The sequence below is a fragment of the Pseudomonas sp. R62 genome (assembly GCF_000257605.1).
In the GTDB taxonomy this organism is placed as follows: domain Bacteria; phylum Pseudomonadota; class Gammaproteobacteria; order Pseudomonadales; family Pseudomonadaceae; genus Aquipseudomonas; species Aquipseudomonas atacamensis.
In genome coordinates this window covers 1,523,419-1,528,786 of the sequence record NZ_JH635999.1, presented here as the reverse complement: position 1 = coordinate 1,528,786, position 5,368 = coordinate 1,523,419, and the positions used below count along the sequence as shown (strand labels likewise).

Genomic DNA, 5,368 nt, shown 5'->3' with positions numbered 1-5,368 from the left:
TCAAGGCGGAGTTGGTTCTGCCGGCCATTCTATGCGCAACTCGTTCCCTGTAGGAGTGAGCCTGCTCGCAATAGCGATCTGACTGATCGTTCCCACGCTCCGCGTGGGAATGCAGCCCGGGACGCTCTGCGTCCCAGTGGAACGCGGAGCGTCCCTTGAGGCATTCCCACGCAGAGCGTGGGAACGATCAATACCTCGAGATTGCAGATGAAACACCCGACGGTCGGTTTTCACACAATCGACAAGGTCTTTGTCTACAGTGAAAAAGTCGGCGCCAAGGCGTCGCAACCGTGATTGTCCAGATAAAGCCCGGCGCAAGTACCGGGTTCCACCTGATCAGGAGTGCACGATGGATCTCAGCCGTCGTCAGTTCTTCAAGGTCGCCGGTATCGGCCTTGCAGGCTCAAGCCTGGGCGCGTTGGGCATGGCCCCGACGGCGGCCTTCGCCGAGCAGGTGCGTCACTTCAAGCTCGCCCACACCCGTGAAACCCGCAACACCTGCCCGTATTGCTCGGTCGGTTGCGGTTTGATCATGTACAGCCAGGGCGATGCCGGCAAGAACGTGGCGCAAAACATCATTCACATCGAAGGCGACGCCGACCACCCGGTCAATCGCGGCACCCTGTGCCCGAAAGGCGCGGGCCTGCTCGACTTCATTCACAGCCCCGGCCGCTTGCAGTATCCGCAGGTGCGCAAGCCCGGCAGCAATGAATGGACGCGCATCGGCTGGGACGAAGCCCTCGATCGCATCGCCGACCTGATGAAGGCCGACCGCGACGCCAACTTCATCGAGAAAAATGCCAACGGGCAAACGGTGAATCGCTGGCTGACCACCGGTTTTCTCGCGGCATCGGCGGCATCCAACGAAGCCGGCTACATCACTCAGAAGGTGATTCGCAGCCTCGGTCTGCTGGGGTTCGATAACCAGGCGCGTGTCTGACACGGTCCGACGGTGGCAAGTCTTGCCCCGACGTACGGCCGTGGTGCCATGACCAACACCTGGACCGATATCGCCAACGCGAATCTGATCCTGGTAATGGGTGGCAACGCAGCAGAAGCGCATCCGTGCGGCTTCAAATGGGTGACCGAGGCCAAGGCGCATAACGCTGCGCGGCTGATCGTGGTCGATCCGCGTTTTACCCGGACCGCTTCGGTGGCCGACTATTACGCGCCGATCCGCACCGGCACCGACATCGCCTTCATGGGCGGGCTGATCAATTACCTGCTGACCGAGGACAAGATCCAGCACGAATACGTGCGCAATTACACCGACGTGTCGTTCATCGTCAAAGCCGGCTATGGCTTCGAAGACGGCCTGTTCAGCGGCTATGACGCGGAAAAACGCAGCTATACCGACAAGTCCGGCTGGGGTTACGAATTCGCCGAGGACGGTTTCGTCCGCGTCGACCCGACCCTGCAAGACCCGCGCTGCGTCTATCAACTGATGAAGCAGCATTACAGCCGCTACAACATTGAGCTGGCCAGCCAGATCTGCGGCATGCCGGTCGACGCCATGCAGAAAATCTGGGAAGAGATCGCCACCTGCTCGACGCCGGGCAAGACCATGACGATTCTCTATGCCCTCGGCTGGACGCAGCACTCGATCGGCGCGCAGATCATCCGCAGCGCGGCGATGGTGCAACTGCTGTTGGGCAACGTCGGCATGCCCGGCGGCGGCGTCAATGCGCTGCGCGGGCACTCGAACATTCAGGGCCTGACCGACCTCGGTCTGCTGTCCAACGCCTTGCCCGGCTACCTCACGCTGCCCAGCGACAGCGAGCAGGACTACGGTCAGTTCATCTTCAAACGCACACAGGTTCCGCTAAGACCGGGGCAGCTCTCGTATTGGCAGAACTACAGCAAATTCCACGTCAGCCTGATGAAATCCTGGTACGGCGCCAATGCCACCGCCGAGAACAACTGGCTGTTCGACCATTTGCCGAAGCTCGACATCCCTAATTACGACGTGCTGAAAATGTTCGACCTGATGAGCCAGGGCAAGGTTAACGGCTACTTCTGCCAAGGCTTCAATCCGATCGCCGCGTTGCCGGACAAGAACCGCGTGATGGGCGCATTGGCCAAGCTGAAGTGGCTGGTGGTGATGGACCCGCTGGCCACGGAAACCTCGGAGTTCTGGCAGAACGTCGGACCGTACAACGACGTGAAAACCGCTGAAATCCAGACCGAAGTCATTCGCCTGCCGACCACTTGCTTTGCCGAGGAGGACGGCTCGCTGGTCAACAGCAGCCGCTGGCTGCAATGGCACTGGAAGGGTGCCGATGGTCCGGGCGAAGCGCAGACCGACATTCGCATCATGAGCGAACTGTTCCTGCGCCTGCGCCAGCGTTATCAGAGCGAGGGCGGCAAGTTTCCTGATCCGCTGCTGAAACTGTCGTGGCCGTACAAAATCCCCGACGAGCCTTCGCCGGAAGAACTGGCGCGGGAAATCAACGGCAGCGCGGTCAGCGATTTCACCGATGCCAGCGGCGTCACGGTCAAGGCCGGTACGCAACTGGCCGGCTTCGGTTTGCTCAAGGATGACGGCAGCACCGCGTCCGGTTGCTGGATTTTTGCCGGCAGCTGGACCGAGGCCGGTAACCAGATGGCCCGGCGCGATAACGCCGACCCATTCGGCATGCACCAGCATCAAGGCTGGGCGTGGGCATGGCCGGCCAATCGGCGAATTCTCTACAACCGCGCTTCGGCGGACCCGGCGGGCAAACCGTGGGATCCGAAAAAGCGGCTGGTGTGGTGGAATGGCAAGGCCTGGACCGGCACCGACGTGCCGGATTACAAGGCCGATGTGCCGCCGGAAGCCGGGATGAATCCGTTCATCATGAACCCCGAGGGCGTCGCGCGGTTCTTCGCCGTCGACAAGATGAACGAAGGGCCATTCCCTGAGCACTACGAGCCGTTCGAAACGCCGATCGGCATCAACCCGTTGCACCCGCAGAACAAGAAGGCCACCAGCAACCCGGCGGCGCGGATCTTTGATTCGGTCTGGGAAACCCTCGGCGAGGCCAAGGACTTCCCCTACGCTGGCACCAGTTACCGGCTCACCGAGCATTTCCACTTCTGGAGCAAGCACTGCAAGTTGAACGCGATCGCTCAGCCTGAGCAGTTCGTGGAAATCGGCGAAGTGCTGGCGAACGAGAAGGGCATTGCTGCCGGTGATCGCGTGCGCGTCAGCTGCAAGCGCGGCTTTATCGAAGCGGTGGCGGTGGTGACCAAACGGATCCGGCCGCTGCAGGTCAACGGCCAGGTCGTGCATCAGATCGGCATCCCGCTGCACTGGGGTTTCACCGGCCTGACGCGTCACGGTTACCTGACCAACACCCTGGTGCCGTTCCTCGGCGATGGCAACACTCAGACCCCGGAATCCAAGTCATTCCTGGTCAACGTGGAGAAACTGTAAATGGCCAGCCAAGACATCATTGCCCGCTCGGCCACCACCACTGTGCCGCCGTCGGTTAGGACCCAGCAGGGCGTTGCCAAGCTGATCGACACCACCAAATGCATTGGTTGCAAGGCCTGCCAGGTTGCCTGCTCGGAATGGAACGAGCTGCGCGACGAGGTCGGCCACAACCACGGCACCTACGACAATCCGCAGGACCTGACGGCGGATTCGTGGACGCTGATGCGTTTCACCGAGCACGAAACCGACGCCGGCAACCTCGAATGGCTGATCCGCAAGGACGGCTGCATGCACTGCGCCGAACCCGGTTGCCTGGCCGCGTGCCCGAGCCCCGGGGCGATCATTCAGCATGCCAACGGCATCGTCGATTTCGATCAGGATCACTGCATCGGTTGCGGCTATTGCATCACCGGTTGCCCGTTCAACATCCCGCGCATTTCGCAGAAGGATCACAAGGCCTACAAATGCACGCTGTGTTCCGACCGGGTTGCGGTCGGGCTGGAGCCGGCCTGCGTGAAAACCTGCCCGACCGGCGCCATCGTTTTCGGCACCAAGGAAGACATGAAGGAACACGCCGCCGAACGCATCGTCGATCTGAAAAGCCGTGGCTTTGAAAACGCCGGTCTGTACGACCCGGCAGGCGTCGGCGGCACCCACGTGATGTACGTGCTGCACCACGCCGACACGCCGAAAATCTATGCAGGTTTGCCGGATCATCCGGCGATCAGTCCGCTGGTGGGATTGTGGAAAGGCATCAGCAAACCTCTCGGCCTGCTGGCGATGGGCGCGGCGGTGCTGGCCGGGTTCTTCCACTACGTGCGCATCGGTCCGAATCGCGTCGAGGAGGACGAGCATCCGACGCCACCCGACACCTCGGTGCATGTGGTCGACCCGGCGGTGCACACCTTCGATCCACGCGGGGAGGAGCGGCCATGAGCAACAAGACGATCCTGCGTTACAGCGCCAACCAGCGCACCAATCACTGGCTGGTGGCGATTCTGTTTTTCATGGCCGGGTTGTCCGGGCTGGCGTTGTTTCATCCGTCGCTGTTCTGGCTGAGTAACCTGTTTGGCGGCGGCACTTGGACGCGGATCCTGCACCCGTACATGGGCATCGCCATGTTCGTGCTATTCCTCGGCCTGGTGTTCAGCTTCTGGCGCACCAACTTCTTCATCGCCAATGACCGCCAGTGGCTGCGGCGGATCAACCGGGTGATGGTCAACGACGAAGAAAGCGTGCCGCCGGTGGGCAAATACAACGCCGGGCAGAAGTTGCTGTTCTGGATTTTACTGCTGTGCATGCTCGCGTTGCTGTTCACCGGGCTGGTGATCTGGCGCGCGTGGTTCAGCGCGTATTTCGGCATTACCACGATCCGCTGGGCCATGTTGTTGCATGCGCTGGCCGGGTTCGTGCTGGTGCTGAGCATCATCGTGCACATCTACGCTGGTTTGTGGATCAAGGGTTCGGTCGACGCCATGTTGCATGGCTGGGTCAGCCGGCCGTGGGCGAAGAAACACCATGCACTGTGGTACCGCGAGGTGACCCGCGACGAACAGCCTCGGGACCTGCCCGAGCGACCGCTGACGAAAAAGGGCTGACTTTTGCCAAGCATTCTTGAACCTGGGGAAATCGAGGCGGCGGCCAGTTCGCCGCCGTATCTGTATCTGCCGCCCCGTGACCTGTTTGCCCTGCGTGCAGAGCGGCTTGAGCGTCTGGCCGAGGGCAATGGGTTGGCGGATTATCTGCGGCTGATGGCCGGGTTGTGCCGGGCGCAGCAGCAGGTCTTCGACGATCCGCCGCTCACCGCGCCGTTTGATGCGCAGCGTTTCGAAGCCTGTCAGCAGCACGGTCTGCCGCCGTTCGCCGCAGACACCCTGGTGCGCGAGGATGCCTGGCAGCCGTGGCTCGACGCCTTGCTGCAGCGCTATGTGCCTGCGGATCAGCCAGCGGTGA

General features: G+C 61.7%; 4 protein-coding genes. All 4 read left to right on the top strand.

Features of this window, described 5'->3' with window-relative positions; translation table 11 throughout:
• Positions 1-349 precede the first annotated feature (349 nt).
• Complete coding sequence (fdnG, locus tag OQK_RS24910; protein ID WP_157221948.1) at positions 350-3,415, top strand: formate dehydrogenase-N subunit alpha; 3,066 nt, start codon at positions 350-352, stop codon at positions 3,413-3,415.
• Entirely contained in the window at positions 3,416-4,351 is a 936-nt protein-coding gene (gene fdxH / locus OQK_RS24905; protein ID WP_016774818.1) for a formate dehydrogenase subunit beta, read from the top strand. It abuts the gene before it with no gap.
• Positions 4,348-5,013, top strand: a complete 666-nt coding sequence (locus OQK_RS24900) for a formate dehydrogenase subunit gamma (protein WP_016774817.1) — start codon at positions 4,348-4,350, stop codon at positions 5,011-5,013. Before fdxH ends, OQK_RS24900 begins: the two co-directional genes overlap by 4 nt.
• Before the next feature lie 3 nt (positions 5,014-5,016).
• Positions 5,017-5,368, top strand: a 352-nt coding sequence (fdhE, locus tag OQK_RS24895; protein WP_157221966.1) for a formate dehydrogenase accessory protein FdhE domain-containing protein, incomplete at its 3' end; no start/stop codon positions are given.

Excerpts from the sequence above, each read along its gene's own strand:
- OQK_RS24900 (WP_016774817.1), top strand. The coding sequence starts at position 4,348 with ATGAGCAACAAGACGATCCTGCGTTACAGCGCCAACCAGCGCACCAAT.
- fdxH (WP_016774818.1), top strand. The coding sequence starts at position 3,416 with ATGGCCAGCCAAGACATCATTGCCCGCTCGGCCACCACCACTGTGCCG.